The organism is Enemella evansiae (assembly GCF_004362375.1).
Lineage (GTDB): Bacteria > Actinomycetota > Actinomycetes > Propionibacteriales > Propionibacteriaceae > Enemella > Enemella evansiae.
In genome coordinates this window covers 217116-244063 of the sequence record NZ_SNXA01000009.1, presented here as the reverse complement: position 1 = coordinate 244063, position 26948 = coordinate 217116, and the positions used below count along the sequence as shown (strand labels likewise).

The 26948-nt window shown below is 70.2% G+C and carries 26 protein-coding genes and 1 riboswitch; of the genes, 11 read left to right on the top strand and 15 right to left on the bottom strand.

Annotated features, from left to right (window positions below):
- Positions 1 to 185 precede the first annotated feature (185 nt).
- Positions 186 to 1727 carry a GDSL-type esterase/lipase family protein gene (locus C8D81_RS09280; RefSeq protein WP_133625970.1) on the top strand — a complete coding sequence of 514 codons (1542 nt, stop codon included), beginning with the start codon at positions 186 to 188 and terminating at the stop codon, positions 1725 to 1727.
- Here C8D81_RS09280 and thiD read toward each other — a convergent pair.
- Positions 1724 to 2551: a bifunctional hydroxymethylpyrimidine kinase/phosphomethylpyrimidine kinase gene (gene thiD / locus C8D81_RS09275; RefSeq protein WP_098476888.1), complete on the bottom strand. Its 828-nt coding sequence runs from the start codon at positions 2549 to 2551 to the stop codon at positions 1724 to 1726. The two genes, C8D81_RS09280 and thiD, sit on opposite strands and share 4 nt — an antisense overlap.
- A 136-nt stretch (positions 2552 to 2687) precedes the next feature.
- Positions 2688 to 2797, top strand: a riboswitch (TPP riboswitch).
- On the opposite strand from thiD, the gene thiC reads away from it, so the two are divergent.
- The 3 genes from thiC (at position 2793) to thiM (ending at position 6584) form a co-directional block, all read left to right on the top strand.
- Entirely contained in the window at positions 2793 to 4517 is a 1725-nt protein-coding gene (gene thiC, locus C8D81_RS09270) for a phosphomethylpyrimidine synthase ThiC (RefSeq protein WP_098476889.1), read from the top strand. It overlaps the preceding riboswitch by 5 nt.
- Positions 4514 to 5809, top strand: a complete 1296-nt coding sequence (locus C8D81_RS09265) for an MFS transporter (protein WP_229237948.1) — start codon at positions 4514 to 4516, stop codon at positions 5807 to 5809. The genes thiC and C8D81_RS09265 overlap by 4 nt, the downstream gene beginning before the upstream one ends.
- On the top strand, positions 5802 to 6584 hold the full coding sequence (gene thiM / locus C8D81_RS09260) for a hydroxyethylthiazole kinase (RefSeq protein ID WP_098476890.1): 783 nt from the start codon (positions 5802 to 5804) through the stop codon (positions 6582 to 6584). The genes C8D81_RS09265 and thiM overlap by 8 nt, the downstream gene beginning before the upstream one ends.
- A 478-nt stretch (positions 6585 to 7062) precedes the next feature.
- Here the strand turns inward: thiM and C8D81_RS09255 are convergent, their stop codons facing one another.
- Positions 7063 to 8640: a carboxylesterase/lipase family protein gene (locus C8D81_RS09255; RefSeq protein ID WP_094355304.1), complete on the bottom strand. Its 1578-nt coding sequence runs from the start codon at positions 8638 to 8640 to the stop codon at positions 7063 to 7065.
- A 398-nt stretch (positions 8641 to 9038) separates the two neighbouring features.
- Here C8D81_RS09255 and C8D81_RS09250 point away from each other — a divergent pair, with 398 nt between their 5' ends.
- Both C8D81_RS09250 and C8D81_RS09245 read left to right on the top strand, forming a co-directional pair.
- Entirely contained in the window at positions 9039 to 9782 is a 744-nt protein-coding gene (locus tag C8D81_RS09250) for a GAF and ANTAR domain-containing protein (protein ID WP_133625969.1), read from the top strand.
- Between the two features lie 170 nt (positions 9783 to 9952).
- Positions 9953 to 10729: a sigma-70 family RNA polymerase sigma factor gene (locus C8D81_RS09245; RefSeq protein ID WP_166646746.1), complete on the top strand. Its 777-nt coding sequence runs from the start codon at positions 9953 to 9955 to the stop codon at positions 10727 to 10729.
- Here the strand turns inward: C8D81_RS09245 and C8D81_RS09240 are convergent.
- Together C8D81_RS09240 and C8D81_RS09235 are read right to left on the bottom strand one after the other, a co-directional pair.
- A complete protein-coding gene (locus tag C8D81_RS09240; protein ID WP_133625968.1) occupies positions 10661 to 11386 on the bottom strand; it encodes a hypothetical protein in 726 nt (241 codons plus the stop codon). The two genes, C8D81_RS09245 and C8D81_RS09240, sit on opposite strands and share 69 nt — an antisense overlap.
- Before the next feature lie 68 nt (positions 11387 to 11454).
- Positions 11455 to 12258 carry an inositol monophosphatase family protein gene (locus tag C8D81_RS09235; protein ID WP_133625967.1) on the bottom strand — a complete coding sequence of 268 codons (804 nt, stop codon included), beginning with the start codon at positions 12256 to 12258 and terminating at the stop codon, positions 11455 to 11457.
- A gap of 49 nt (positions 12259 to 12307) precedes the next feature.
- Here C8D81_RS09235 and ppk2 point away from each other — a divergent pair, with 49 nt between their 5' ends.
- Together ppk2 and C8D81_RS09225 are read left to right on the top strand one after the other, a co-directional pair.
- The gene (gene ppk2 / locus C8D81_RS09230) at positions 12308 to 13198 is read left to right on the top strand and encodes a polyphosphate kinase 2 (protein WP_094355119.1); all 891 of its coding nucleotides are present in this window, start codon (positions 12308 to 12310) and stop codon (positions 13196 to 13198) included.
- Between the two features lie 100 nt (positions 13199 to 13298).
- Positions 13299 to 14084: a DUF6882 domain-containing protein gene (locus tag C8D81_RS09225; protein WP_133625966.1), complete on the top strand. Its 786-nt coding sequence runs from the start codon at positions 13299 to 13301 to the stop codon at positions 14082 to 14084.
- Here C8D81_RS09225 and C8D81_RS09220 read toward each other — a convergent pair.
- The 5 genes from C8D81_RS09220 to aat form a co-directional block, all read right to left on the bottom strand.
- Complete coding sequence (locus C8D81_RS09220; protein WP_133625965.1) at positions 14044 to 15204, bottom strand: NAD(P)/FAD-dependent oxidoreductase; 1161 nt, start codon at positions 15202 to 15204, stop codon at positions 14044 to 14046. The genes C8D81_RS09225 and C8D81_RS09220 overlap by 41 nt on opposite strands.
- Positions 15201 to 15392, bottom strand: coding sequence for a ferredoxin (locus C8D81_RS09215; RefSeq protein WP_094355116.1), 192 nt, complete (start codon positions 15390 to 15392; stop codon positions 15201 to 15203). The genes C8D81_RS09220 and C8D81_RS09215 overlap by 4 nt, the downstream gene beginning before the upstream one ends.
- Positions 15389 to 16594 (bottom strand): cytochrome P450, encoded by a 1206-nt coding sequence (locus tag C8D81_RS09210; RefSeq protein ID WP_094405960.1) that lies wholly within the window; start codon positions 16592 to 16594, stop codon positions 15389 to 15391. The genes C8D81_RS09215 and C8D81_RS09210 overlap by 4 nt, the downstream gene beginning before the upstream one ends.
- 32 nt (positions 16595 to 16626) lie before the next feature.
- The gene (locus C8D81_RS09205) at positions 16627 to 17562 is read right to left on the bottom strand and encodes an NAD(P)-dependent oxidoreductase (RefSeq protein WP_133625964.1); all 936 of its coding nucleotides are present in this window, start codon (positions 17560 to 17562) and stop codon (positions 16627 to 16629) included.
- Positions 17563 to 17625: 63 nt separating this feature from the next.
- Positions 17626 to 18282, bottom strand: coding sequence for a leucyl/phenylalanyl-tRNA--protein transferase (gene aat, locus C8D81_RS09200; RefSeq protein ID WP_094355109.1), 657 nt, complete (start codon positions 18280 to 18282; stop codon positions 17626 to 17628).
- Between the two features lie 112 nt (positions 18283 to 18394).
- Here aat and C8D81_RS09195 point away from each other — a divergent pair, with 112 nt between their 5' ends.
- Positions 18395 to 19075: a hypothetical protein gene (locus tag C8D81_RS09195; protein ID WP_407644070.1), complete on the top strand. Its 681-nt coding sequence runs from the start codon at positions 18395 to 18397 to the stop codon at positions 19073 to 19075.
- A 212-nt stretch (positions 19076 to 19287) separates the two neighbouring features.
- Here C8D81_RS09195 and C8D81_RS09190 read toward each other — a convergent pair whose 3' ends face one another.
- The 6 genes from C8D81_RS09190 to eccB form a co-directional block, all read right to left on the bottom strand.
- Entirely contained in the window at positions 19288 to 20151 is an 864-nt protein-coding gene (locus tag C8D81_RS09190) for an Fpg/Nei family DNA glycosylase (RefSeq protein ID WP_094403250.1), read from the bottom strand.
- A 56-nt stretch (positions 20152 to 20207) separates the two neighbouring features.
- Positions 20208 to 21959: a hypothetical protein gene (locus C8D81_RS21775; RefSeq protein ID WP_133625963.1), complete on the bottom strand. Its 1752-nt coding sequence runs from the start codon at positions 21957 to 21959 to the stop codon at positions 20208 to 20210.
- A gap of 3 nt (positions 21960 to 21962) precedes the next feature.
- Complete coding sequence (locus C8D81_RS09180) at positions 21963 to 22307, bottom strand: hypothetical protein (protein WP_133625962.1); 345 nt, start codon at positions 22305 to 22307, stop codon at positions 21963 to 21965.
- A 391-nt stretch (positions 22308 to 22698) separates the two neighbouring features.
- The gene (locus C8D81_RS09175) at positions 22699 to 23016 is read right to left on the bottom strand and encodes a WXG100 family type VII secretion target (RefSeq protein WP_133625961.1); all 318 of its coding nucleotides are present in this window, start codon (positions 23014 to 23016) and stop codon (positions 22699 to 22701) included.
- A gap of 40 nt (positions 23017 to 23056) precedes the next feature.
- On the bottom strand, positions 23057 to 23377 hold the full coding sequence (locus C8D81_RS09170) for a WXG100 family type VII secretion target (RefSeq protein WP_094355103.1): 321 nt from the start codon (positions 23375 to 23377) through the stop codon (positions 23057 to 23059).
- Positions 23378 to 23580: 203 nt separating this feature from the next.
- Positions 23581 to 24960, bottom strand: coding sequence for a type VII secretion protein EccB (eccB, locus tag C8D81_RS09165; RefSeq protein WP_133625960.1), 1380 nt, complete (start codon positions 24958 to 24960; stop codon positions 23581 to 23583).
- Positions 24961 to 25079: 119 nt separating this feature from the next.
- Between eccB and eccE the strand changes: the two genes are divergently transcribed.
- Both eccE and C8D81_RS09155 read left to right on the top strand, forming a co-directional pair.
- Complete coding sequence (eccE, locus tag C8D81_RS09160) at positions 25080 to 26240, top strand: type VII secretion protein EccE (RefSeq protein WP_166646745.1); 1161 nt, start codon at positions 25080 to 25082, stop codon at positions 26238 to 26240.
- The gene (locus tag C8D81_RS09155; RefSeq protein ID WP_094426868.1) at positions 26240 to 26941 is read left to right on the top strand and encodes a hypothetical protein; all 702 of its coding nucleotides are present in this window, start codon (positions 26240 to 26242) and stop codon (positions 26939 to 26941) included. The genes eccE and C8D81_RS09155 overlap by 1 nt, the downstream gene beginning before the upstream one ends.
- Positions 26942 to 26948: the final 7 nt, after the last annotated feature.

Below are 26948 nucleotides of genomic sequence, written 5' to 3'. Positions count from 1 at the left end.
CGGCGCACGCGGTGACACCGTCGCCCACCCCGACCCGGACTGCTACCGCGTCCCGGACTGCTACCGCGTCCCGGACTGCTACCGCGTCCCGGACTGCTACCGCGCCCCGGACGGCGACCGCGACACCCACGCGGACTGCCACACCCACGCGTACCACCCCTGGGACGGCAACACCCACCGTGACGGTGACGCCGAGGTCGGCGGCAACGGCACGGGCCGCCTGCTCCGTCGATTTCGCGGCCGTCGGTGCCTCGTTCACCGAGATGGGTTCACCGACCTACGGCTCGGGCACCTATTTCGACCAGACCCTCCCGGGCCCCGGCTCCTGGGCGTACTGGACCGACCAGGATCCCGCCCTGCAGCTGACCGGTGGGTACGCGCACAGTGGGTGGCGGACCAGCGACCTGGCGGGGGTCTCCGACCTCCGGGTGCAGAGCGGCAGCTATCTGGTGATCCTGGCCGGCACCAACAATGTGCTGCGCCGAGAGCCATTCAGCAACGTTCCAGCAGACCTGGACCGGATCGTCGCGACCTCGGGTGTACCGGCGCAGCGCGTTTTGATCTCACTGCTTCCACCCACCGACCCCGCACCCGACCTGATCGCGCCCTTCAACTCCCTGATCCGTTCCTGGGCGGCGAATCGTGGGGTGCAGGTCATCTCGGCCGCCGAGCACATGGACGCCGGGGATGGGTCCTTCAAGCCGGGCATGAGCACCGACGGTGTCCATCTCACCCAGCAGGAGGCGCGCCGACTGGGCGAGTCCGTCGCGGCCCACCTCAGTGCAATGGCCGGTTGCGAACCGACCGAGTTCAGCGCCCGCGCCGATGTTGCCGGTACGCCCACCCAGGATGCCCGATGCGGGCTCCGGGACGGTGGTTGCGCCCAGCTCCGACAACGCGGTGAGCTGTATCGATCGGCGACCACCGGAGCCCGCCTGGTGAAGGGGTCGATCGCCACCCGGTGGCGCACCCTGGGTGCCGAGGGTGGACAACTCGGTTACCCGATCGACGACGAGTTCTGTGGTCTGCGCGACTCCGGTTGCCTGAGTCGATTCCAAGGTGGGTTGGTCTACTGGAGCGGTGGCTCCGGTGCCCACTCGGTCACCGGGCTCACCCTTGACCACTATGCCCGACAGGGTTGGGAGACCGGTCTGCTGCGCTATCCGACCGCCGAGAAGGAGTGCGGGTTGCGTGCGGGCGGTTGTCGACAGCGCTTCCAGAACGGAGCCATCTACTGGTCGTCCGGGACCGGAACCCGCACGGTGCGCGGTCTGATCGAGCAGTCGTGGGTACGCGAGGGCGGTGTCGACGGGCACCTCGGTTATCCCACCTCCGATGAGTTCTGCGGGTTGCGCGACGGCGGTTGTGCGAACCGGTTCCAGGGGGCCACCTACTACTGGTCACCAGCGACCGGCACCGCCTGGTCCCGCGGTGCGATCTTCGACCGCTGGGGCGCCGAACGCTGGGAGGCCGGATGGCTCGGCTATCCCTTGCACAGTGAGTATTGCGGGCTCCGGGACGGCGGTTGTTTCCAGTCCTTCCAGAATGGCGCCATCTACTGGTCCCCGGGTTCGGGCGCCCATTTCGTGCGGGGTCTGCTGCGCCAGTGGTGGGCCGATCAGGGCTGGGAGAACGGTCGCCTCGGCTACCCGACCAGCGATGAGTTCTGCGACGCCTCCGGTTGCTGGCAGGACTTCCAGGGTGGCCGGCTGGTCTGGCGGCGTTAGGGCTGCGTACCGCGGGTGTCGTTCAACTCGGTGAAATGATCGACCGGGCCGTGACCATGGCCGATCTCGAGCCGGTCGCCGTTCGTCAGAGCGCTGGTGAGCCAGAACTTCGTGATCCGCGCCGTGCCCGGCCAGTCGGAGAGCTGGGGGCGGAGTGCGGCCAAGGCGGAGGAGAGCGTACAGCCGGTGCCGTGGGTGTTCTTCGTGTCCACGCGCTCGTCGGCGAACTCGCGTACCCCGTCTTCGTCGGCCCAGACATCGACCGACTCCGCGCCACCGAGGTGACCGCCCTTGAGTAGTACCCGCTGGGCGCCCAGCTCGGCCCGTAGTTTCTCTGCCTGGGAGCGCATTCCGGCCACATCGGTCACCGGGTCGGCGCCGAGCAGCACGGCCGCCTCCGGGACGTTCGGCGTGATCACCGACGCCAGCGGGACCAGCCCGCGGATCGCGTCGGTGGCGTCCTCATCGACCAGCCGGTCACCGCTGGTGGCGACCATCACCGGGTCCAGCACCGAGTACGCCGAGGCCAGCGGTTCGGCGGCCAGGAACCGGCCCACCGTCTCGGCGATCTCGGCCGTCGCGAGCATCCCCAGCTTCACCGCATCGATACCGACATCGGCCAGCAGTGTCTCCAGCTGCTCGGCGACGAACGCGGCCGGCACCACATGCACCCCGGTCACGCCCTGGGTGTTCTGCGCGGTCAGTGCGGTGATCACCGCGGTGCCGTAGGCGCCCAGCTGGTGGAACGTCTTCAGATCGGCCTGGATGCCGGCGCCACCACTGGGATCGCTGCCGGCGATGGTGAGGGCGACGGGTCGGTCCATGGATCAAGGGTAGGTGGTTCGGTTCGGCGCGAAGTGGTGAGGGGAGGTTCATCTCGACACGCACCGCCGGCTCCGCTTCGCTGCGCCGGCGGTGCTACTCGATGAACGTGGGGATTCGGGGGTGTGTAGGGTGGGTGGAAACCCACGCGGGGGCCTCTGGCAAGGGGCTGAGATCGGGCTGACGCCGCCCGGACCGTTCGAACCTGTCCGGGTCATTCCGGCGAAGGAAGTGAGGCATCTCATGACTGAGGTCCATCCACAGCACCACCTGCACCACCTCGACGAGGGCGACCTGAACGTCCCGGTCACTGCCATCTCGCTCGCGGATTCCCCTGACGGCACAGCGAATCCCGATGTGCACGTCTATCGCACCGCCGGTCCCGGCAGCGACCCGACCCGGGGCCTGCCAGCACGCCGGGCCGAGTGGATCACCGCGCGGGGCGACGTGGAGGCGTACACCGGTCGCGCCCGCAATCTCGCCGACGACGGTCGCAGCGCCGTCCGCCGCGGTGAGGCATCCCAGGCCTGGCAGGGCGAGCAGCGCGACCCGCTGCGCGCCACCGAAGGCCGCACCGTCACCCAGATGCACTACGCCCGCCAGGGCACGATCACCCCGGAGATGCGCTTCATCGCGCTCCGCGAGAACGTCGACGTCGAGCTGGTCCGCAGCGAGGTCGCCGCCGGCCGGGCCATCATCCCGGCCAACATCAACCACCCCGAGTCCGAACCGATGATCATCGGAAAAGCCTTCCTCACCAAGATCAACGCCAACATCGGCAACTCCGCGGTCACCTCCTCGATCGCCGAGGAGGTCGAGAAACTGAGCTGGGCCACCCGCTGGGGCGCCGACACCGTGATGGACCTGTCCACCGGTGACGACATCCACACCACCCGCGAGTGGATCCTGCGCAACTCCCCGGTGCCCATCGGCACCGTGCCGATCTATCAGGCCCTGGAGAAGGTCAACGGGGAGGCCGACCAGCTCAGCTGGGAAGTCTTCCGGGACACCGTGATCGAACAGGCCGAGCAGGGGGTGGACTACATGACGATCCACGCCGGCGTGCTGCTGCGCTACGTCCCACTCACCGCCCGGCGGGTCACCGGAATCGTCTCCCGCGGCGGGTCGATCATGGCCGGCTGGTGCCTGGCGCATCACCGGGAATCCTTCCTCTACGAGCATTTCGACGAACTCTGCGAGATCTTCGCCCGCTACGACGTCGCCTTCTCCCTCGGCGATGGCCTGCGGCCCGGCTCCACCGCCGACGCCAACGACGAGGCCCAGCTCGCCGAGCTGCGCACCCTCGCCGAACTCACCGAACGGGCCTGGGCCCACGACGTCCAGGTGATGGTCGAGGGCCCGGGCCACGTGCCGCTCGACCTGGTGCCGGAGAACGTACGCCTCCAGCAGGACTGGTGCCACGGTGCGCCGTTCTACACCCTCGGCCCGCTGGTCACCGACATTGCACCCGGGTATGACCACATCACCTCGGCCATCGGTGCCGCGGTGATCGCCCAGCACGGCACCGCGATGCTCTGCTACGTCACGCCGAAGGAGCACCTCGGCCTGCCCAACCGCGACGATGTGAAGACCGGTGTGATCACCTACAAGATCGCCGCCCATGCCGCCGACATCGCCAAGGGTCACCCCGGCGCGCGGGACCGGGACGACGCGATGTCCAAGGCCCGGTTCGAGTTCCGCTGGCACGACCAGTTCGCGCTTGCGCTCGACCCGGAGACCGCGATGGCCTACCACGACGAAACCCTGCCGGCCGAACCCGCCAAGACCGCCCACTTCTGCTCGATGTGCGGGCCGAAGTTCTGCTCGATGCGGATCAGCCAGGACATCCGCGACACCTACGGCGACCAGCTCGCCACCGGGATGGCGGAGAAGTCCCGGCAGTTCATCGAACTCGGCAAACGCGTCTACCTCGAGCCGGAGGTGGCCAGCAGCCAGGCAGACCGGTGACCGCGGCGCTGCAGGACTCACCCAGGGCCCTGCCGCCCGCCGGCCGGGCGGCGCTGCGGGGCGGGATCGCCGGGAACTACGTCGACCAGCTGCACATCTTTCTGCCGCTGGTCGCCCTGGCGCCCGCCCTGCCGCGCATCGCCGGACCGCAGGCGGCGGCCGCCACCGGTGCGCTGGTGGTGATGGCGCTGCTGCTCGGCCGCCCGATCGGCAGCCTGGTGTTCGGCCCGATCGCGGACCGGCTGGGGCGTACCCGGACCACCAGGATCGCGATCGCCGGAACCGCACTCTGCGCGCTCGGCATCGCCGCGATTCCCACCCACGAAGCGATCGGCGGCTTCGCGGTGACCGGGATCATCGCGCTGCGCTTCCTCGGCGGGGTGTTCATCGCCGGTGAGTACAGCGCCGCGATCCCGCTGGCGATGGAGTGGTCCCGCCCCCGGCGTCGCGGGCTGGTCTCCGGGTTGATCATGTCGATGGCGCCGTGGGCGCAGGCCAGCATCGCCTTCGCCACCGCCGGCCTGCTGGTCGGACTCGGACCGCAGGCGTACGCCAACTGGGGTTGGCGGCTGGCCTTCGTCGCCGGGGCGCTGGGCTCGGTGGCGATGCTCGTCTACTACCGGCGGGTCCACGATGTGACCGGGACCGGCCGCGGCACGCCCGGGCAGGCAGCTCGGGGTCGGCTGCGCCAGGTGATGTTCGGCCCGCACGCCAAGGACTTCTGGCGACTCTTCGCGCTGATGACCGGACTCTGGTTCCTGACCCAGATGACGGTGATCGTGCTCGCCGGCCGGCTGGGTCCCGCGACCGGAGTGGGCGCCACCACGGCGGCCACCATCATGGGGTTCGCGGCGGTCGGCCAGGCGATCGTGATGGCCCTGGCCGGCCAGTGGTCAACCAGCCTGGGCCGCCGGAGATTCTTTGTGCTGTGGGGAATCCTTGCCGCGGTGGTCGCGCCGTTCGTCTGGGTCTGGACCCTGTCCGGCGGCCAGCTCGCGGCCATCGCTGCCGGTGCGGTCCTGCTCCAGGTGATCACGGTGACCGCCTACGGGCCGATCGGTGCCTACCTGAGCGAGGGCTTCCCGGCCGATGTCCGCTCCACCGGTTACGGCACCGCGTACAGTCTGTCCATCGTGATCCCGGCCCTCTACCCGTTCTATCTGCCCGCCCTGGAATCGCTGCTCGGCCGCCAGGGCGGCCCCATCGCGCTGCTCGTGCTGGGCGGGCTGCTGGTCGCCGGCTGCGGCGCCCTCGGCCCCGCGGTCGGCCGGCAGGAGCTCGCCGATGGCTGAGTTGGGTGCGGTGGTCGCCGAGGTACGCCGCCAGCGGCCACTGGTGCACTGCCTCACCGCGGCGGTGACGATGAACTTCGTCGCCGACGCCCTGCTCGCCGCGGGGGCGCGGCCGATGATGACCGAGACGATCGACGAGGCGCCGACCCTGGTCACGGTGGCCGACGCCCTACTGGTCAACCTGGGCACGCTCAGCGTCGACGGTGCGGTCGGAATCCCCGCCACGGCAGAGGTTGCGGCCGACCGCGGTACGCCCTGGGTGCTCGACCCGGTCGCCATCGGGCTCGCCCCGGTGCGCACCCCGCTGGCCCGGGAGCTGGTCCGGCTCGGACCGGGAATCATCAAGGGCAATGCCTCGGAGGTGCTCGCGCTGGCGGGGTCCGGTGCCGGTGGCTCCGGACCCGATGCGACCGATCCGGTGACCGCCGCCGAACGGGCCGCCGCGCTGCTGGCGGGACGGCACCGGTCGGTGGTGGCGGTCACCGGCGCCAGGGATCTGGTCACCGACGGTCACCGCAGCGGCACCCTCGACCGGGGTCACCCGTGGCTGGCCCGGGTCACCGGGACCGGGTGCGCCCTCGGCGGGCTGATGGCGGCCTGTCTCGCGGTGGCCGAACCCTGGCCCGCGACGCTGGCGGCCCTTTCCTGGTTGACGATCGCGGCCGAGGACGCCGCCGAACGGTCCCGGGGGCCGGGGACTTTCAAGATCGCGCTGTTGGATGAACTCGCGGCTCTGGAGCCCGAGGAGTTGGACGAGCGGGTCGGGTTGCGCTGAGCAGAAGGGTTCATCTCGACACGCAATCCCGGCTCCGCTCCGCTGCGCCGGGATTGCTACTCGATGAGCGTGGGGTGCGCTCGATGATCCTTGTCGTCTGCCGGGGTCGGCTGCTCGGTGACCGGGCTGATCGTGGCTCGCTCCGACTTCGCGGCCCGAGTCCCACTCCGCGGCCTAACTCTCACTCCGCGTACCGCATGCAAGCCGCGGAGTGAGAGTTGAGCCGCAGAGTGGGGACGGGCGGGCTCGGCCAGAGGGGGTGGCTTCGTCTCGCTCGTTCCTCGCTCGCTCAGCCAGCGTGGGTGTGGTGTGCGTTCATCTCGACACGCAATCCCGGCTCCGCTTCGCTGCGCCGGGACTGCTACTCGATGAACGTGGGGGGCCCGGCTCCGCTCCGCTGCGCCGGGACTGCTACTCGATGAACGTGGGGGGCCCGGCTCCGCTGCGCCGGGATTGCTACTCGATGAGCGGGGTGGGGTTACTCGATGAGGGAGGAGGAGGTGGCGGTGACGGCCTGCCAGGCGCGGCGGCGGTCGGCGCGGGGATCGGACTCGACCCGGGACTCCCGGTCGAAGATCATCGTCAGCCGGTGGTCGATGTCATAGGCCGGCCAGTCCGCCAGCGGGCGGTGCCGGTGCGCGAAGGACAGCCACTGATCCTGCATGGTCGCCGACAGCGACTCGTAATGCCCCCGGCCACCGAGGGCGGTCATGAACCGGCCGATGTCGGAGTCGTAGATTCCGAACACCGGCAGCAATTCCCCGCCGTGGGTGGCGTTCACGCCCATCATGTTCATCAATCGGGGTGCATAGTCGTAACGGTAGGCGAAGGTCGGGGCGTACCGGCTGTGCGCCGCCATCACCTCCACCGACGGATACCAGAAGGCCCCGTCGCCGGCCAGGTCGGCGAGCGCGCCGCGCTTCGGATAACCCGGATAGATCTCCCGCAGCTGGGTCGCCGGCGGGGTCTCATCGCCGTCACCGTGTTCCACATCGGCCACCGGATCGACGAACGAATGCGCCTTGGTGACCATCTGCTTCCAGGTCGGCTTCAGGCTCGCGTGGGTGGGGGAGAAGTGCGAGAACAACGTCCCCTCCCGGTCACAGGTGCCGATCACCAACGGCACCGGAAGTCCTTCCCCGGCAGCGATCGCGGCCACCGGCAACCGCGGCACCAGCTCACCGTCGACGACCGGCACGACCGGGATCGCTGCCGGTTCGTCGCGCAACCCGGCCGCGGACAACCGGGACAGCGCCAGGCTCAGCTCGGTGCTGGTCACCTCGGCCAGCATGCCGCGCACCTCGTCCCCGTCGTCGGGGTTCGCCACCAGATAACCGAGGTACTCCCGCGTCCAGCGGTGCGCCTGTTCCAACGGCGGCACCACCCGGGGAGCCGAACTCTGGGCGATGGCGCCGGAGAACAGTCCCCGGGCCGCCGGGCTGGCCAGCATGGTGGTGATCGAGATGGCCCCGGCGGATTCACCGAACACCGTCACCCGATCCGGATCCCCACCGAACAGGGCGATCTGCTGCTGCACCCAGGCCAGCGCCGCGAGCTGGTCGCGCAGGCCGAGATTGGAGTCGATCGGCCGGTCCGCGGTCGCGTACTCGTCGAAATGCATCCAGCCCAGCGCACCCAACCGGTAGTTGATCGAGACATAGACGACCTGGCCCCGGCGGACCAGCGTCGAACCGTCGTAGGCCGGGTCGGAGCCGGCGCCGTTGACATAGGCGCCGCCGTGGATGAAGACCATCACCGGCAGCGCGTCCGATTCCGGGTCGGCCGGGGCGGTCACATTGAGCGTCAGGCAGTCCTCCGACTGCGGCATCCGGCGCATCGCGGCGCTGCCCAGGCCGCCGGAGCGCGGCTGCGAGCAGATCGGTCCGAACGAATCGGCCTCCCGGAAACCGGACCACGGCTGCACCGGTTGCGGTGCCCGCCAGCGCAACTCCTCGACCGGCGGCGCGGCGAACGGGATGCCCCGCCAGTGCGCGACCTCACCATCGGCGATGCCGCGCAGCCAGCCGTTCGGGGTGTGGATCTCCAGCGCCCGCATCAACACCTCCAGGGGGTTCGTTCCGACAGTTGCGAGTCTGCCACCCGGGCGGACCGGGCCGAACCGGACGACGCGCCCCCGGACCCCCGCCCACCGCTGACCAGATGGCAAAACTCCTTGCCCATCGCCGGTGGCCGACCTACCGTTGAGCACACGCAGGAAAGGAGGTGGTCCTACCGATGAATGATCAAAGGACTTGTGAGGTGGCTCGCCGCTGAGGCGTCCACACCCCGAAAGGGAGGACTCCGTGGCGAATCCACACGAGCCACCGGGCCCGCGGGTGCCGGACCGGTCCACCGGCGACACAAGCCCGCGGGCTCTTCCACGCCCGGTGCGGTAAATTCGACACCCGGGGTCAGCGCATGGTGCGCGGTCTGCAGTTGAGACGGGGAGAACCGATGCTCGATTCTGAAGTTGGCCTGGCCATTGACACCTCGGTGGGGTCCCTCATCGACGAACTGACCGCCGGCCAACCCAGTCTGGACGAGGTGTTGAACCGGGTGGTGGACTATGCCGTCCGGTTGCTGGACCGCGTCGAGGGCGCCAGCATCACCATCTTCGGCGAGGACATGAAGCCGTTCACCATGGTCGCCTCGGACGACTGGGTGCATGCGGTCGACCGGGTGCAGTACAGCACCCAGCAGGGGCCGTGCATCGAGGTCGCCGCCACCTCCGCCCCCACCTCCGGTTCGGCCGATCTGGCCGTCAGCGATCACTGGCCGGTCTTCGGTCCCCGCGCCGCCCAACTCGGTGTCGGCGCGATCCTCGCGGCCGGTCTCAGCGCCCATCCCGACCCCGCCAAGGCTGACAGCCCGCCCGGGGCACTCAACCTCTACTCCCGCGAGTCCTTCGCGTTCGAGGCCCGCGATCGCGACCAGGCGGTGCTGATCGCCGCCATCGCCGGGATGGCCGTCCGGCTCACCCAGGCTCGGATCACCGCCGAACGGCTCCGCGAGGCCCTCTCCTCCCGCGATGTGATCGGGCAGGCCAAGGGCATCCTGATGGAGCGCCACGGGCTCACCGAGGAGCGTGCGTTCGCGATGCTCCGCTCCACCTCCAACCAGCTGAACGTCAAGCTGCGTGTGGTGGCCGCCGGCCTGGCGAGTGCCCAGGAGCACTCCGCCGCCGTGCTGGATCGGTGACGATCGGCGACCGACTCGTGCTCAGGGGTAGCTCAGGGTGAGCCCTCAGAGTTCTGGTCTTGTGCCCGGCCCCCCAGGATGAAACCCTTACTGCCATAGGGCGTGGTCAAACAGCGGTGCTGCGCTTCGGAAACACCCGATACGGGTGGGCAAGTGTGAAGGGCATGATCATGGCACCGCATCGATTCGGCACCGGTCTTCGCAACCCGCTCAACGACACCATCGAGACCCTGCTCTGCGCTGAGCCGGGGGACGAGGTGCTGGGCGGCGCTCCGTCCCCGCAGGAAGCGGCCATCGTCGCCGGGCTGCCGCTGGCGGAATCCATCGCCCGCAGCTACCGCGGCCGGGGCGCCGACTCCGACGACCTGCTGCAGGTCGCTCGACTCGGCCTGGTGAAGGCCGTCCAGGGCTACCGACTGGGCTCGGCCGCCGGGTTCGTGGCGTACGCCGTCCCCACCATCAAGGGCGAGATCAAGCGGCACTTCCGGGATCACGAATGGCTGGTCCGTCCGCCGCGTGCGCTCCAGGAGCTGCAGAGCGAGGTCAGCCAGACCCGTACCGCGCTGGGCCAGCGGCTCGGCCGCAACGCCACCGACGACGAGGTCGCCGAGGCCCTCTCGGTGTCCGCGGACCGGGTCCGCGCCGCCGGGCTGAGCCGCCGGGCGTACGCCGCCGCCCAGACCGGACCCGACGATCTGGTGCAGATCGCCGCCGGGGGCGACGACTTCGCCCGGGTCCTGGACCGGGAGTCGCTGCAGGTCGCGCTGGCCGGGCTCACCGACCGCGACGCGGCGCTGTTCCGGATGCGCTTCGTCGAGGAGCGCAGCCAGTCCGCGATCGGTCAGGAACTCGGCGTCAGCCAGGTGCAGGTGTCGCGGCTACTCGCGCGGCTCATCGACCGGCTCCGTGCCGTCCTGGTCGACACCGACCAGCTGCGCGCCAGCTGACCCGACGCCCAGTTCGTCGAGCAGGGCGAGTACGCCGTCACGATCGTCCTCGTCCTGCTGCGACCCCACCGGTACCACCCGGATCAGATCGCTGAGATGGGCGTGTTCGGCGGCCATCCGGGTCCGCAGCAGCAGCGCGTCCCGGGCGGTGCCGACGACCATCACCTGCCGGACCGGCGGCGGGTCGGGGGAGCGGTCGGGGGCGCCGATCAACCGCAGCCGGGTGTCGGGGCGGGCCAGCAGACAGGCGCGCAGCAGCAACAGCAGCGGGCACTGGTCAACCATCCCCAGCAGCCGGCGCCGCAGCGGCGCCGAGTGCGCCGACCCGAAGACCTGCAGCCAGCGCTCGGCGTCCCACTGGTCCGCGGTGGTGCCCAGGCCCCCGAACGGGTCGAGCGCCCAGGTGTGCCGGCGCCCGGTCTGCTCGGGCAGCCCGGCCAGGGCCTCGTTGGTGATCTCCAGTTCGGCATCCAGCGCGGCGCGGGCCCGTTCGGCGGTGTGGCCGAGCAGGTCCAGCCGGTCGGCCAGCTGCCGACCCGGCAGGGCGCGGACCCCGGGCGGCAGCACCGATACCAGGGCACGCAGCCGGTCCTCCTCGGCGAGGACGATGTCTGGGCCGTCGTCGAGGAACAAGCGGGCCGCCGGATTCCTGCTCACAGCCGACTACTACCCGAGGAGCCGGTGGCCAAACCCGTCAATCGGGTCCTGGTGGCCGGGGTCGGATGTCAGTCGACCCGGAGCCCCGCCGCGGTGAGTGCCTCGCCGAGCGGCCGGTACAACCCCGCATTGGCGGCCACCAGCAACCGCTCGCTCTCCCGGTCGGTGACCGGCCCGCCGCCGACCAGCCCACCGGCCTCGCGGACCACCAGTGCACCCGCGGCATGGTCCCAGGCATGCAGCCCGGCCTCGTAGTAGCCGTCCAGCCGACCCGCGGCGACCGCGCACAGATCCAGGCTCGCGGCGCCGATCCGGCGGATGTCGCGGACCCGGCCGATCAGCCGGGCCACCAGTTCGGCCTGCCGGGTCCGGCGGGCGGCGTCGTAGCCGAAACCGGTACCGATCAGGGCGGTGGTCAGCTCCGTCTTCGCGGTCAGCTCCAGCCGCTGCCCGTTGCGGGTGGCGCCCTCGCCGGCCGCTGCGGCGTACACCTCGGACAGTGCGGGGGCAGCGACGCAACCGGCGAGCGTACGCCCGCTGCCCACCTCGCCCTCGACGACCGCCACCGACACCGCCCAGGCCGGCAGCCGATAGAGATAGTTGACGGTGCCGTCGATCGGATCGACCACCCAGGTCAACCCGGAACCGCCGCCGGAGGAACCGGCCTCCTCACCGAAGAACGCGTCGGCGGGCCGCAGCCGGGCCAGTTCCTCGCGCAGGTACGCCTCGGTGGCGCGGTCCGCGGCGGTCACCACATCGGTCGGGCTCGATTTCAGGTCGGCGACCTCGACACCCTCCTCGCGCCAGCGGTACGCCTGATCCGCGGCCCGGGTGGCGAGACGGGTCGCCAGCTCCAACAGCTCAATGCTCACGGGGCGAGGGTCTCACGGGCGGCTGGGCGTCGCTGGTTAGGCTGCCCTCATGATGCAGAACCTGCGGGAGTACATCGATCGGCTGCGCGCCGAGGGGTACACCGTGAAGAACGGCAAGGACGAGGACCCCGACCTGATCGACCCGGGCGGCAACGCCGTCGAGACCTGGGAAGAGGACTATCCGTACACCGAGCGGATGGAACGCGACGAATACGACGAGCTGAAATATCAGCTGCAGATCGAACTGCTCAAGGTGCAGTACTGGTCGGAGGACAACGACCTGCGCCACATCATCGTCTTCGAGGGCCGCGATGCGGCCGGCAAGGGCGGCACGATCAAGCGCTTCACCCAGCACCTCAACCCGCGCGGCGCCCGGGTCGTCGCACTGAACAAGCCCAACGACCGCGAGCACGGGCAGTGGTATTTCCAGCGCTACATCAACCACTTCCCGACCTTCGGGGAGCTGGTGCTGTTCGACCGCTCCTGGTACAACCGCGCCGGGGTGGAGCGGGTGATGGGGTTCTGCACCCATGAGGAGTACGAGCGGTTCATGGAGCAGGCGCCGGCGCTGGAGAAGATGATCGTCGACTCCGGCATCCACCTGACGAAGTTCTGGTTCTCGGTCACCCAGGCCGAGCAGCGGACCCGGTTCGCGATCCGCCAGATCGACCCGGTACGCCGCTGGAAGCTGTCGCCGATGGACCTCGAGTCGCTGGACAAGTGGGACGCCTACACCGAGGCGAAGGAGCAGATGTTCCTGCGCACCGACACCGACTGGGCGCCCTGGACCACCATCAAGTCCAACGACAAGAAACGTGCCCGGATCGAGGCGATGCGCGCCTATCTCTCCCAGTTCGACTATCCGGACAAGAACGAGGCGGTCATCGGTACGCCGGATCCGAAGATCGTCCGCCGCGGCCGGGAAGCCGTCGGCGACTGAGGCGTGACGGTCCTCGAGTAGGCCGCCTGCGGCCGTGTCGGTCCTCGAGTAGGCCGCCTGCGGCCGTGTCGAGAGGACTCCCACCCCTAGACTCCACCGCATGGCTGATCTCACCTTCGCCGATGTGATGGACGACTCGATCCTTGTCTACGTCGAGGATCACCAGGCGTTCCTGGACTGGCTCGAGCAGCAGACCGGTGGTGGGGTCGGGCAGACCGGGGTCGATCTGGCGAAGCAGCAGATCACCTATCAGCCGAAGCTGCACAAGCGCGACGAGGTGGTGGCTCGGGTGCACCTGCTCGGCTCGATCGCGGAGTCGCCGCGGTCGGCGCTGTGGGCCTGGGCCAATCCAGCCTTCGCCGAATCACCGGTCGCGCAGATGAGCACCCGGGTCCGCGACTTCGGCGCCGCCCGCGGGATCCCCGAGCTGACCACCGGTGAGCTGCCGATCGCCGACCAGGGTGGGGAGGAGGCGCTGACCGGTTGGGCGACCCGGATGGCCGCGGTGTCCTGCCGGATCATCGGGATCCCGACCGCGCAGGTGATGACCACCGGGACCACCCGGGTGGTGATGCTGGTGGACGCCGCCGGATTCACCCCGCCCGCGCCGTCCGGGATCACCTTCCCGCGGATCCTGACCACCGCGCTGCAGGCCGACGGCTGGATCACCGATCATCGCCGCGCCGTGCAGGGTTACGCCCAGGCGCGCAACCTGCCCTACGGCTGGGAGCCCGGTTTCGCCGCGCTGAACATCGGTTTTCCGGAGGGCAACGTGCGGGTCGCCTTCGACGAGCAGGGCCGGGTGGGCGCCATCGACGCCCAGCTCGGGCCCGCTGCCGGACCCGCTACCGGGGCCGAGCAGGCCCCGCCGCCGCAGCAGTTCTGAGCGAGGCCGCGAAGGCCTCCGGATCGTGACCGGCATCGTCCCGGATCAGCTTCGCGGCACGGACCAGCGCTCTGGGCAGCCCGATACCGACGGCACCGACCACGATCCCGTCGCGGCCGCAGAGCACCGCGACCCGGTCCTCATCCACCGACCCGGCGACCACCTGCCGGTCCAGGTCACCGGCCACCTCGCCGTAGGCCTGCACGGTTGCGCCATAGTGATCGGTCCAGTGATAGGGGACCGCGGCCAGCGGGGCGGGTGGTTCCCGGTCCGCCAGCAGCGCCGCCAGCCGTACGCCGAGGCGTACCCCCGCGGTGCTGGCCGCCATCCGGTGCTCGATCCGCCCGGTGGGTTCGCGGGCCACGTCACCGACCGCCCACTCGTGGGCGCCGGCGCGCCCGTCGGCATCGGTGAGCACCCCGTCGGCCAGCGGCAGCCCGCTGCCGGTGAGCCATTCGGTGTTCGGTTCGCTGCCCAGGCAGGCGAGCACGGTGTCGGCGGCCAGCTCGGTCACCGAGGTGACCCGTCCGTGCCGCAGTACGACCCCGTGTGCGGTGTGCCAGCGGGCCAGCACGGTGGCGATCTCGGGCCCGAGGTGGTCGGCCAGCGGTGACCCGGAGCCGGTGACCAGGGTGACCGGATGGCCGAGCTCCCGCAGGGTCGCGGCGAGTTCGCTGCCCAGGAATCCGGCGCCGACGATCGCGATGGCGGCGTCCGGTGGGAGCGCCCAGAGGGCCGCCAGATCGTCCCGGTGGCGCACGGTGAGCGCGCCGGGCAGGGTACGCGGCCGGACCCCGGTGGCGATCACCAGCTCGCCGTAGGCCAGGGCGGTGCCGTCGGCCAGCGTGATCGTGCGGGTGGCCGGATCGCAGGCGATCGCCCGGTGGGTGAGCCGCAGGTCGATCCCCAGCTCCGCCGCCCGGTCCGCGCCCGGCAGGGTGAGCGCGTCGAGTGCGGTGGTACGCCGCAGCGCGCCCTTGCTGAGTGGCGGCCGGTCGTAGGGCGGGTGCGGCTCGTCACCCAGCACGACCAGCTCCCCGGCGTACCCCTCCTCGCGGAGCGTCGTGGCCACCGTCCAGCCCGCCAGCCCGGCACCGACGATCAGGACCGGTGCGCTCACTCCTCGATCTCGATCGCGCCGGAGGGGCAGAGTCGGGCCGCGGTGCGGGCTTCGGCGAGCCGGTCGTCACCCGGTTCGGCGTCCAACAGCACCACGATGCCGTCGTCGTCCTGGTCGAACAGGTCGTCGGCGGTGATCACGCACTGGCCACCGCCGACGCACCGGTCGGGGTCGACGCTGATCCTCATCGGTCCTCCTCCGCGGTCGGGTTCTCGGCCCAGGTCACCGGTGCGGCGGTGACGCTGAGGAAGGCGTAGTCGCGCAGTTCGATCTGCTCGGCGGGGATCGCGAGGTCCAGCGAGGGGATGCGCTGGGTGAGGGCCTTGAGCACCTCGGCGATCTCGATCCGGGCCAGATTCTGGCCCAGGCACTGGTGGATCCCGAAACCGAAGGCGACGTGCCCGCGGGCGTCGCGGCCGACGTCGAGTCGGTCCGGTTGCGGGAAGGCGTCCGGGTCGCGGTTGGCGGCGGCCGAGCAGGGGACGACTCCGTCCCCGGCCCGCAGGCGTACGCCCGCCAGCTCGACATCGGCGGTCGCGACCCGCATCGGCGAGATGTGGAAGATGCTCACCCAGCGCAGCAATTCCTCCACCGCGCCCGGGATCAACCCGGGGTCGTCGACCAGCCGCTGCCACTGGTCGCGGGAGCGGAGCAGGCCGAGTACGCCGAGGGTGATCTGGTTGGCGGTGGTCTCGTGACCGGCGGTGATCAGCAACCGGACCGAGCGAAGCAACTCGCTCTCGGTGAGCTTCTCGCTGGTCTGCTCGTCGGCGACCAGTTGGCTGATCAGGTCATCCCCGGGCGCGCGACGCTTGCTGGCGATCAGCTCTGCGGCGAAATCCAGCATCTCCTGGCTGGCCTGTTCGATCGCATCACCGGCGGTACCGAGGCTGTTGCGCGCATTGTCCAGGCCCATGAAGACGTGTTTGCGGTCGGCCGGGATGCCGAGCATCCGGCAGATCACATTGCCCGGTACCTCGACGGCGACCGTGCGGACGAAGTCGACCGGCGGTTCGCTGGCCAGCAGCTCGTCGACCACCGCGGCGACGATCTCGGCGATGTCACCGCGCAACTGCTCCACCCGACGGACGGTGAAGAATTTCGTGAACACCCGCCGGATCCGGGCATGATCCGGGTCGTCCATCGCCACGAACGGGATCGCGAACCGCTCCAACGCCACCCGGGCCGGGCTGGAGAACGGGAAGTCCGCCCGGGCCCGGTCCGCCGAGAAGCGCGGATCGGCGAGCACCTCACGGACCAGCTGGTGGCTGCGTACCAGCCAGACCCGGCGCCCGTCATAGAGCTCGACCTCCTGCACCGGCGGCCCCTCGCTGTAGGCCGCGGGCGGGTCGTAGACCGAGCGCCGGGGCATCGGGAAGGTGGTGGTCACGGGGATTCTCTCCTTGATTCGTGGTGCCGGGTTCAGCGGCTGATCGGGTCGGGGCGGTGGGTTCGGAGATGGTCCAGGGCCGCCTCGGCGGCGAGCTGGCCCAACTGGCGGCGGGAGCCCTCGGAGTACCAGCCCAGGTGCGGGGTGATGATCACCCGATCGTGGTCCCGCAGTGGCGCCAGGTCGGGGGTCGGTTCACCGTCCAGCACGTCCAGCCCGGCGGTGCGCAGCGGGTCGGTCGCCAGGGCGGCCAGCAGGGCGGTGGTGTCCACCAGGGCGCCGCGGGCGGTGTTGATCAGGGTGAGGTGCGGCCGGGTACGGGCCAGGAAGGCGGCATCGACCAGGTGGTGGGTGTCGGTGGTGAGCGGGGCGTGCAGGCTGATGATGTCGCTGCGCGCGGCGAGTTCCTCGAGGGTGACCAGGGTGGCCTCGGCGCCCCCGGCCGTCTCCGGGGTGAGCGCCGGATCGGCCGCGATCACCGTGCAGCCGAGCGCCCGGCAGCGGCGCGCCATCGCCCGGCCGATCGCCCCGAGCCCGATCAGCCCGACGGTGCTGTCGGCCAGCCGGGGGACCCCTTCGGCGGTGATCGAGGGCCAGTCCGCACCGGCCCGTTCCCGTTGCCAGTCCAGCCGGCGGATGCAGGCGAGCAGCAGCAGCAGTGCCTGGTCGGCGACCTCGTTGGTGCCGTAACCGGGGGTGTTCACCACGGTGATACCGCGCTCGGCCGCCGCCGCGAGGTCGATCCGGTCCATCCCGATCCCGGCGCGTACCAGCAGCTCGGCCCGGGGCGCCCGGTCCAGCTGGGCCGGGCCAACGTCGGAGCCGCCGACGATCAGTACGCGGGCGTCGGTCTCGTCGGTGAGCGCCTCGTACGCCATCCCGGCGGCGGTCAGGGTGGCCGGCGCATCGGGCAGCGATTCGAGCACCGCGGGATGGATCGCCACGAGTGGTGTGGAATGGCGTTCCATGTGGGGAGCCTAGACGCCCCGCCGTCCGGGGGCAAGGAGGTGGTCATGACCCGCCGGGTACGGTCAGTCGGCGACAGGCCAGGCCGGCGGCGGTTGATCCAACACCTTCCGCAGCCGGGAAAGGTAATCCCGCCGGGACAACTCCACCGCGCCGAGACTGGCCAGGTGCGGGGTCAGCCACTGCACGTCCAGCAACCGGGGGACGCCGTCGGCCGAAAGCAGGCGTACCAGCTCCACCAGCGCCGTCTTCGACGCATCCCGGCCGTGCTGAGGATCGTGGAACATCGATTCACCAGCGAACAGCCCGCCGATCGACACCCCGTACAACCCGCCGACCAGCCGGTCCGCGGCGTCCCACACCTCCACCGAGTGGACGACCCCTGCCTGATGCAGTTCGCCATATACCCGGCGGATGTCGGCATCGATCCAACCGGCCTCCCGGCGCGGGTCGGCGCAGCCGTCCACCACCTGTTCGTACGCCTGGTCGACGCTCACCCGGTAGTGCTTCATCGACTTGCGCAGCGAGCGGGTCACCCGCAGGCCGTCCAGCGGCAGGACACCGCGGTCGAGCGGGGAGAACCAGCCGATCAGATCCGGCTCCAGGGGCATCGGGAACACCCCCTCGCGATATGCTGCCAGCACCGTGCGCGGGTCCAGATCGACCGTCGCGGCCACCAGGTCCGAGTGCGGCCAGGTGGCCGGATTGGCGAACAGCAGCATCCGCTCATTCTGTCAGTGGGGGACCGTTCCGGGTCATTCCGGGGTGGGTGGCGGCACGGGTCCTGCGTACGCTGGAAGGTGCCGCGCGCAGGAGTGCGGGCGACCAGAGAGGATGACGATGGCCAACAACGTCAGGGACACCCTCGGCGGCCTCGTGCCGTCGGGAGGCTTCGCACCCAATGGTGCGGGCAAGGTGCTGCGTCGCATCATGACCGTCGCGATCGACGGCATGGGCAACCTGCCGCCCGCCCGGGACTCGGCCGGCCGCCAGCTGCAGAAGCAGGGCGATGCCGAGAAGGCGATCAATGTGCTCATCCAGCAGCACGTCGCCCTCGCCGGTGCCCAGGGGTTCGTGACGAACATCGGCGGACTGGTCACCTCGCTCGTCTCGCTGCCGGCCAACATCGCCGGAATCGCGGTGCTGCAGGCCCGCGTGGTCGCCACCATCGCGCACCTGCGCGGTTACGACGTCACCGATCCGCGGGTACGCACGGCGATCGCGATGTGCCTGGTCGGCGACAACCTGGAGAACCTGCTCGGTGACTCCGAGCTGCCGAGCAGCCCGCTGGTGGTCGCCACCGCGCCGGTCTACGACGCCGGGCTGGACACCAAGATCTCCGACCGGGTCGCCGGCGATCTGCTGGCCCGGGTCACCGGCAAGCGGATGGTCGTCGCGATGACCAAGCGGGTACCGGTGCTCGGTGGTGGCGTCGGCGCCGCCTTCGACGGCTGGGACACGCTGCAGGTGGCCCGGTACGCCAAGGGCCAGCTGGTGGACCGCCGCCGCGCCTGACCCCCCGTCACTTACCGGGCGGTCGAACCCCATTTTTCGACTCCAGTTCGTGAGCAGTGACGAGCGGATGCGGGTTCGCGGGCCACGACGAGAAACGCGGGTTGGATTCTGGGGTTTGACCTCGCGGTAAGCGACGAGACGAGGGACTCGGCTTCGACTCGCTCGTTCCTCGCTCGCTCACCCGGCGTTCGGCATCTCGATGAGCGTGGCCCTCACTTCAGCAGCTTGCTCATCCGACGGTCGGCCAGGGGTTTGCCGCCGGTCTGGCAGGTGGGGCAGTACTGCAGGCTGGAATCGGCGAAGGAGACGCTGAGGATGGTGTCGCCGCAGACCGGGCAGGCCTCACCGGCGCGGCCGTGCACCTTCATGCCGAGCTTCTTCTCACCCTTCAGGTCCTTCGCGGCCAGTCCGGCCGAGCGCTGCACCGCATCGGCCAGCTCGGCGCGCAGGCAGGTGTACAGGTGCTCCCGCTCCGCATCGGTCAGCCCGTTGGCCGGTTTGAACGGGCTCAGCTTCGCGGCGTGCAGGATCTCATCGGAATAGGCGTTGCCGATTCCGGCGATCACCCGTTGGTCCTTGAGTACGCCCTTGAGTTGCGCCCGGCCGGCCTTGTTCAGGATCTCCGCGAACACCTCGTAGGTGAACTCGTCGGCCATCGGTTCCGGGCCGAGGGTCTCGATCTGGGTGACCTCGTCGGGATCGTTGACCACGTGCACCGCGAGCTTGCGCTGGGTACCGGCCTCGGTCAGCTCGAACCCGGACCCGTCGTCGAGCACCAGCCGCAGCGCGAGCGGGCCCTTGCCCGGCCGGGCCGGGGCGGTCGGCATCTCCGCGCGCCAGCGCAACCAGCCGGCGCGGGCCAGGTGGAAGCAGAGCCAGGTGCCGCCGGCGTCCAGGCAGAGGAACTTGCCGCGCCGCTCGACCCGCTCGATCTCCAGTCCGTGCATCGCGCTCAGCGGGGTGGTGAAGGTCTTCAGCGCGCTGAACGCGGTCAGGTCGATCCGGGCGATCACCCGGCCGACCAGGCGTTCGGTGAGGAACCGCCGCAGCGACTCCACCTCGGGCAACTCGGGCATGGGCCCAGTCTGACACGGCGCCTCCGGGTGCTGCTCGAGGACCGTTGCGGGAGGGGTCAGCGGGAGCGGCCGTCCGGGTCGTCGAACCAGACGTCCTCGTCCTCCTCGAGCCAGGAGTTGTAGGGGTTCTCGTCCTTCTCCTCGTCCTTGCGGTCGTTGCGGCGCCCGCCCATCGGCATCCCACCCGGAGCGGTACCGGCACCGGGTGCCCCGCCACCGGGGCCGCCGGCCGCACCACCGGGGCCGGCCACCGGGCCGACCGAACCGGGGTTGACGATGCCCTTGCCGTTCGGGCCGATGCCGAACGAGTTGCCCGAGCGGCCGGCCAGCGGGTTGCCTCCGGCACCGGGTCCGCCGGCGCCACCGCGACCCAGGCCGTTGCCCGCGCCGCCGAGGCCGCTGTTGCCCAGTCCACCGGAGCCGAGCCCACCGGGGCCCATCCCCATCGTCGGTACCACGCCACTGCCGACATTGATCGCCGGACCACCGACGCCGCCCGCTCCCGGCGTACCGAGACCGGGAACACCCGGGCCGCCGAGATTGCTCATCCCGGCCGCGGAACCCGGGGCCGTCAGCAACCCGGCGCTCTCGGTGCCCGGCAGGTTGTTGCTCAGCTCGGCCGGATCGAGGCCGGACCCGCCGCCACCGGGGGCCCCGCCACCCGGCAGCCCACCGGGGCCGCCGATGCCGAGGTCACCTGGGTCGCCACCGGGGAAACCGCTGCCTCCCGGACCACCGGGCAGCTCGGGGCCACCCGGGAAACCCGGGCCACCCGGCGCACCCGGATGGGTGCCGCCGGGGAACGGCCCGCCGGGCTGTCCCGGACCGTTCGGCCCACCAGGGCCACCGGGCCCGCCCGGACCACCGGGCAGGCTGGGGTCACCGGGCTTGCCCGGACCGAGCTCGTTCGGTCCGCCCGGGCCGCTCGGGTTCAGACTGTTGGTCGACGGCGGCGCGGTGTTCGTCGACGGCGCGCTCGGCCCGGTACCGGTGGAGTTCGGCGTCGGGTCGTTGGTACCGCTGCCCGGCGCCCTGGTGCGCCGGTCGTCGTCGGGATGCTGCTGGTCGGTCGGCTGGTACCTCTGCAACTGCTCATCCACCGAGTCCGCGCGGGTGCGTACCGTCTGGACCTGGTTGGAGTTGAGGCCCAGTGCCTCCATCAACTGATCGAAGCGATGCACCTGCGGGGTCACCGGGGTATCGGTCTGCCGGAAGATCTGCGGCGACTGCTGCTGTTGTGGATAGACCGTCAGCAGGGTCTCCCAACGCTTCGGCTCCACCGAGTCGAGGGTGTTCCGCTGCCCGTTCAGGACCAGATAGGGCGCCTGCTCCTTGGCCTTCTCGTAGTCCTCGTCCTCGCCGGTGAAGATCTCATCGACCTTGCCGAACAGCGACTGCTCGACCTCCTTGCGGGTCACCTCCCAGTTGGTGTCGCGATCCCAGGGGATGTCGTTGAGCAGGGCGGCGCCGATCGAGGAGGACACCGACTGGTTCACCGGCGCGAGTGCGTCGGCATTGCGGGTCGCGTCGGCGGCGTACGCCTCCAGCTTGTCGAGCACGTCGCGTTTGATCGAGTTCCGGTACGCCTCGGCGCCCGGCCCGGTCCACCCACCGGGGCCGGTCAGATCGTCGAGGCGCTTGCGCACCAGGCCATGGATCTCGCGGGCCGCGGAGGCGGTGTCGCGCCACATCCGCTCGGTCCGATCCAGGGCGGTCGAATCGAGAGACCCGATGACCGCCATGATCTCGCGCTGGGTGTAGAGGGAGTACGCGCTGGACGATCCGCCCCCGTCCAACATCATTCGCATGTCTCAGGCCTTCTTCCGATTCAGCTCGTTGGTGACCTGGGCCGCGGTGGCGCTGTTCAGCTCCTCCAGGTCGTCGTACTGGCCGGCCAGCCGCCGGGTCGCCTCGGTGATGTCGTCGGAGCGCTGGTGCAGCCCGCGCAGGGCGCCGTGGCCCTTCGTCACGGTGGCCCGGTGCTGCTCCGCGGCGCGTGCCGAACCGGTGTAGTTGCCGAAGGAGACCTTCTCGGTCCCCTCGGGGGTGTAGTCCTGCAATCGATCCCGGAGGGTGCGGATCTCACCGGTCATCTCGTCGAGGAATTTCGCGAACTGACGGATCTGCCCGGGGTCGACCTGGATGTCGGACGTCACGTGGGGGCGGGTACCGCCCCCGCCATCAGCCAGAAGCATCGCGCTCTCCATCTCTCGCTGTTCGGTGTCAGCCGGGTCGGGGTCAACACGGCCTCCGACCCCTATCGTGTCCTACTCGGTTCCCCACTTCGAAGGAATGATCGGAGGAATCTTCCTCCCAGTACGCGATCCCTGAGCGAGGAGGGCGGCGACGGGTGGAAGGGTGTCCCGCCAGGTGGCTTCGTCTCGCTCGTTCCTCACTCGCTCAGCCAGCGTGGGTGGGGCGCAGCGACGGGTCGACACGGACGCCATTGCTCCGCTTCGCTGCGCATGGCGCCCACTCGATGAGCGTGGAGACGCCGAAGGGCGCGACCGATCGGTCGCGCCCCGGGCGTACGGTCTCGGCAGAGACTCAGTTGCCGGTCTCCCAGAAGGAGGCGGTCTTCATCTCGTTGCTGGCGTAGTTGCCGGCGATCGTATCGAGATTGGTGCGCATCGCGTTGGCGATGTTCTCCATCTCCTTCATCGAATCGTCCCAGGTCCGCAGCACCTGCTGGTACGCCTGCTTCGGGGCGGCGCCGTCGCCGCCGTCCTGCCAGGAGTCGAGGCGCTTGCCGAGGGTCTGGACCATCTGTTCCTTGAGGTCGACCATCTGCTTCTTGGCGGAATCCAGGTCCTGGATGCCCTGCTGCATGTACTGCTTGTTTACGAGAACGGAATCATCGCTCATTGTTCAGGCTCCTCAGAGTTCGTGTGGGTTGGTCAGCGGGTCACTTGCGGTTGCTGTTGATCAGGTTCATCAGATCCTGACCAACCTGGCTCTGCTCGGCCTCGTTCTGCTGGTAGGTCAAGCTCGTCTGACCCAGCTTCTGGTGCAGCTCGCTGAGGCTGTTCTGCACCTGGCTGAACTCCTCATCGAACTCCTTGAAGGCGGTCAGGAAGACCCGCGCAGCCTGGCCCTGCCACCCGGCCATCAGGCCGTCGATCTGGGTGTAGAGGTTCTTCTGAACACCCTCGATCTTGCCGTAGAAGTCCTCGGCCTCGCCGGCGGCTACCTTGAGGTCATTGGCCGATACTTGCTGAGATCCCATTTTCTTCTCCTCCGGGGAGTCGTCTGTCGGGGCCAACCTCCCTCTGCCGGAAGGCCGGTGCACCGGGTTCGGTGGTGCCGTCTGGTGAAGACACTAGGAGCCGGTGGGGTCAGGAATCGAGCGGAAAATCCCGCCCTGCTTGAGTTTGAGTAGCGCGTGAGTACATGTGCCTAGGTGGCTGAGTAGTGGCCGCGTGGGTCGGGTCAGGACTGCTGCTGGGCGGCGGACACCGAGAGCGACTGGCCGGCGGGCAGGCCCTCGGGGATCAGCCGCAGCACCTGCGCGGGGATCGGCTCGGGGGTCACCTCGCCGTAACCGAGCGCGTTCTTGGAGTCGTTGTCGGCGATGCCGTACCGCAGCCCGCCGACGATCAGCGTGCCCGGGTCGGCCGGGCCGACCGACCCGTCGTGACGGACCAGGGCGCCGCGCAGCGAGGGCTGGACCACCGTGTCGGCCAGCGCCGGGTCGGCACTGCGCCGATCCACCACCGGGGTCGGGGCGCCGAACGCGATCCGCGGGCTCTGTCCGGCGGCCGGCCAGCTGGCACACACGCTGGCGGTCTCGATGCCGGGGATCTGGCTGCGCTGCGGCAGCTGGGCGGGCATGCCCTGCCGGCCCGCGTAACGGACCCGGGTGTTGCGGGCCTCATTGGCCTCGGCGGCCTTGATCGGCTGCGACTTCTTGCCGTTGGTGGCGGTCAGCACCGCGGCCTCGAGCGGGGAGATCTCGCTCAACCCGTCGCTCAACAGCACATACCAGGTCGTCGCGCTGGGGCCCTCGACGTGCATCAGCGTGCCGACGGTCGGATCGACCCCGCCGACCGGGCGCTGGGAGCGTTCCCCCTCCCCGGCGATGTCGATCGGGTTCAGCGGCGGCCCCTTCGGCAGCGCGCCCAGGAAGGCATTGCCCGGGCGTACCGCCTGTTCGCCGAAGCCGAGCTGGATCGCCACCGCATGGTTCGGCATCTCGTACGCCGTGCCGTCGGCGATCAGATATTCCTTGCCGTTGCTGCCGTCGGCGCGGGCCACGAACGCGGTCGAGGTCGCCGGTACCTCACCCTGGCCGAGCTCCAGGGTGGTCGCCCGGGCCTGCGTGCCGGACCCGGTGCTGGTACCTGCCGGTGCGGTCACCGAGCAGACCCGGATCGGATAGCTGACCAGCGCCGACCGCTCGGGCAACTGGGTCGGTGCCTGCTTGATGCCGATCGTCCGCTCCCGCGGGAAATCCCGCAGGGATGAGGATTTCACCGACTTCACATCCCCGCCGCCGCTGGCCAGCTTGGCGGAGGTGATGTTGTACGCCGGGTAGAGCTTCCCGCCCAGATAGACCAGCACCTCACCGCTGTCGGAGCTGACCACGATCGTGTTGTCGTTCTTCCAGTTCTTGGAGCTGCCGGGCTTGATCAACCCGACCACGCCGAAACCGGCCAGCACCAGGATGCCCAGCATCACCCCGATGAACATGCCGGTACCGACCCGGCGCAGCGGCGGCTGGGGGTTGTCGGGGTCGCGGTCCACCAGCGCTGACACCAACCGCTGCGCGGTGAAGGTGTGCGCCTTGAGGAGATCCTTGCGGGTCGCCATCTGCGGCCGGGCTCCTCTCGCTCAACCATCGTTCGCAGGGCACATTCTGCTGCGCTGCGGTGTCACCCGACCCTGCCGGCCCTAGAGTAGTGGCGCTCGCCTCGACGAAGGGAAAGTCAGTGCAATCAGCAGCCTCGCCGCATCGGCGCTCGTGGCTGCTGCGGCACAGCGGCCGGCTCGTGCTGCTCGAAGGGGTGCTGCTGCTGGCGGTGCTCGCGCTGATCGCGGGCTCCCGGCTCGGCATCCTGGTCGGCGGGTTGCTGCTGGTGCTGCTGCTGGTCCTGCTGGCCCCGGTGATCGGCGGCCGGTCGCTGATCGGTTGGTTGCGGCTGCGGCTGGCCTACTCGGGTCGGCAGCGGGTACGCCCGGCGCGGGTGCCCGCGGACCTGGTCCCGCTGGCGGAATGGGTGCCCGGTTTCGAGATCGGTCAGACCGTCGGCGGCCGCGGCGACGAGACCGGGGTGATCTCGGACGGTGACGCCTGGAGCGCGGTGCTGGCGCTGGATGCCGATGAGGATCTGCTCGCCGATTCCGGTGCCGAACTCGATCTCGGTTCGCTGGCCGACCTGACGGTCTCCGATGACATCATCTTCGCCGGCATCCAGGTGATCACCTACACCGTGCCGGCGCCGACCTCGCTGCTGCTCGGCCCCGGGTCGCAGGCCGCCCGGGCGTACGCCGAGAACGCCCATCCGGTGCCGCCGACGGTACGCCGCACCTGGATCTGCCTGCGCCTCGATCCGACCCGCTGCCTGGCCGCGGTGGAGCGCCGCGGTGCCGGTGTGGACGGCATCCACGCGACGCTGCGGTTCGGGCTGCACCGGGTGCAGTCGCTGCTCAAGCGGCACGGCGTCGACTCGCACGCGATCGGCGGTGCCGAGCTCGCCGAGGTGCTGGCCCTGACCAGTGGTGCGACCGCCGACCCGATGGGCCCCGAGCGGTCCGCCGAGCACTGGGACCACTGGGTGTGCGACGGCATGGTGCACTCCGGTCAACTGGTCCGCCGTTGGGGCAGCAACCCCTCCTACGCCTACCAGGTGCTGCTCGATGCGGTCGCCCAGGCGCCGGTGTTGTTCGCGGTCACCTCCTTCACCCTCAGCCCCGAGCAGGACGCCTCCGGCGGGGTCCGGTTGGTCACCCCCAATCAGCAGACCGCCGACGCCGCGGTCGGCCATCTGGCCGATCGGGTCGGCAGCGAGGTCGCCCTCGCCCAGGCCGGTGGCACCCAGGTGCCGACGATGCTGGCGACGGTGCCGCTGGGTCGCGGGGTGCAGCTGTGATGGCGCGTTCGGCGACGCAGGCGCAGCAGGCGGCCCGGGCCGCGCCCGGCAACTTCCAGCTGGTCGCCGACACCGGCCGCAGCGGGGTCGTCCGGACCGGCCCCAGCGGGCTGGTGCTCGGCAACGGTCCCAAGGGTCCGGTGACGATCCGGCTGTTCCGGGAGCGGGGGACCCGGCTCGCGGTCTCGGTGCCGCAGTACGTCGCCTGGCTGCTCACCTTCCGCAGCATCTCCCTCGGTGCCCACATCTCGCTGTTACCCACCCAGGAGCGGGAATGGCTCGGCCTGGTGGAGCGGGTACGCCGGCACGGCGGCACCGTGGACGTGGTGCCCGGCGGCGCGGCGGCGCGGCTGCCGGAGGCGGGGCTGCCCTATCGGCCGTCGCTGATCGTCGACGACACCGATCTCTACGACGGCAGCCAGGCCGGCATCGGCGCCTGGCAGGCGGTCCTGCTGACCACCGACCTGCGGGAGGCGCAGGCCGTGGGCACGCTGCGCTCGGTGGACATGACGCTGGTCAACTCGGCCGACAACCGGGTGATCGACAACCTGCGCCGGGCATACTTCCTCAGCCCCCGGCAGGTGAAGGCCTGTCAGTTGCTCGCCGAGGACGAGGTGATGCTGGCGATGCCGCGGCGTGTGGTGAAGCTCTCGGTGCGACCGACACCGCTGGAATATCAGCTGCTCTTCGGCGCGCAGTGACACACTG

Excerpts from the sequence above, each read along its gene's own strand:
- thiD (WP_098476888.1), bottom strand. The coding sequence starts at position 2,551 with ATGGACCGACCCGTCGCCCTCACCATCGCCGGCAGCGATCCCAGTGGT.
- thiC (WP_098476889.1), top strand. The coding sequence starts at position 2,793 with ATGACTGAGGTCCATCCACAGCACCACCTGCACCACCTCGACGAGGGC.
- thiM (WP_098476890.1), top strand. The coding sequence starts at position 5,802 with ATGGCTGAGTTGGGTGCGGTGGTCGCCGAGGTACGCCGCCAGCGGCCA.
- C8D81_RS09255 (WP_094355304.1), bottom strand. The coding sequence starts at position 8,640 with ATGCGGGCGCTGGAGATCCACACCCCGAACGGCTGGCTGCGCGGCATC.
- C8D81_RS09250 (WP_133625969.1), top strand. The coding sequence starts at position 9,039 with ATGCTCGATTCTGAAGTTGGCCTGGCCATTGACACCTCGGTGGGGTCC.
- C8D81_RS09245 (WP_166646746.1), top strand. The coding sequence starts at position 9,953 with ATGGCACCGCATCGATTCGGCACCGGTCTTCGCAACCCGCTCAACGAC.
- ppk2 (WP_094355119.1), top strand. The coding sequence starts at position 12,308 with ATGATGCAGAACCTGCGGGAGTACATCGATCGGCTGCGCGCCGAGGGG.
- C8D81_RS09225 (WP_133625966.1), top strand. The coding sequence starts at position 13,299 with ATGGCTGATCTCACCTTCGCCGATGTGATGGACGACTCGATCCTTGTC.
- C8D81_RS09215 (WP_094355116.1), bottom strand. The coding sequence starts at position 15,392 with ATGAGGATCAGCGTCGACCCCGACCGGTGCGTCGGCGGTGGCCAGTGC.
- C8D81_RS09205 (WP_133625964.1), bottom strand. The coding sequence starts at position 17,562 with ATGGAACGCCATTCCACACCACTCGTGGCGATCCATCCCGCGGTGCTC.
- aat (WP_094355109.1), bottom strand. The coding sequence starts at position 18,282 with ATGCTGCTGTTCGCCAATCCGGCCACCTGGCCGCACTCGGACCTGGTG.
- C8D81_RS09195 (WP_407644070.1), top strand. The coding sequence starts at position 18,395 with ATGACGATGGCCAACAACGTCAGGGACACCCTCGGCGGCCTCGTGCCG.
- C8D81_RS09190 (WP_094403250.1), bottom strand. The coding sequence starts at position 20,151 with ATGCCCGAGTTGCCCGAGGTGGAGTCGCTGCGGCGGTTCCTCACCGAA.
- C8D81_RS21775 (WP_133625963.1), bottom strand. The coding sequence starts at position 21,959 with ATGCGAATGATGTTGGACGGGGGCGGATCGTCCAGCGCGTACTCCCTC.
- C8D81_RS09175 (WP_133625961.1), bottom strand. The coding sequence starts at position 23,016 with ATGAGCGATGATTCCGTTCTCGTAAACAAGCAGTACATGCAGCAGGGC.
- C8D81_RS09170 (WP_094355103.1), bottom strand. The coding sequence starts at position 23,377 with ATGGGATCTCAGCAAGTATCGGCCAATGACCTCAAGGTAGCCGCCGGC.
- eccB (WP_133625960.1), bottom strand. The coding sequence starts at position 24,960 with ATGGCGACCCGCAAGGATCTCCTCAAGGCGCACACCTTCACCGCGCAG.
- C8D81_RS09155 (WP_094426868.1), top strand. The coding sequence starts at position 26,240 with ATGGCGCGTTCGGCGACGCAGGCGCAGCAGGCGGCCCGGGCCGCGCCC.